Origin of the sequence: Streptomyces africanus (genome assembly GCF_002150735.1) — a bacterium.
GTDB lineage: Bacteria > Actinomycetota > Actinomycetes > Streptomycetales > Streptomycetaceae > Streptomyces > Streptomyces africanus.
Genome location: NZ_MUKA01000655.1, coordinates 1 through 504 on the forward strand (window position 1 = coordinate 1; position 504 = coordinate 504).

At 73.4% G+C, this 504-nt stretch carries 1 protein-coding gene; it reads left to right on the top strand.

Annotated elements, in window-relative coordinates:
- Nucleotides 1–504, top strand: a 504-nt coding sequence (locus CCL05_RS43140; protein WP_143590071.1) for an EAL domain-containing protein, incomplete at both ends; no start/stop codon positions are given.

The following is a 504-nucleotide window of genomic DNA, read 5'->3' on the forward strand; positions in this document are numbered from 1 at the left end:
GGCCAGCGCCGGAGTCGCCGTCTTCCCCGACCACGCCCTGGACGCCGAAGGGCTGCTGCGGCGGGCGGACGTGGCGATGTACCAGGCGAAGCGGGACCGGACCGGCGTGGAGGTCTACGAGTCCAAGCGCGACTCCAACACCCCCGACCGGCTCGGCCTGCTGGGCGATCTGCGCCGCGCCCTCGACGCCCACGAGGTGCATCTGCACTACCAGCCCAAGGTCCGTTTCGACGGTCAGGTCGCGGGCCTGGAGGCTCTGGTCCGCTGGGTGCACCCCGAGCGGGGCAAGGTCCCGCCGGACGAGTTCATAGCGATCGCCGAGTCCTCGGGCCTGATGCCCCACCTCACCGAGTACGTGCTGGAGACCGCCCTCGGCCAGGTCGCGCGCTGGCGAAGCCAGGGCCTGTTCGTCCCGGTCGCGGTGAACGTCTCCCCGCGCGATGTGCACACCCCCGGCTTCGCCGGCTCCGTCGCCGCCCGGCTGGCCCGGCACGGCGTCCCGGC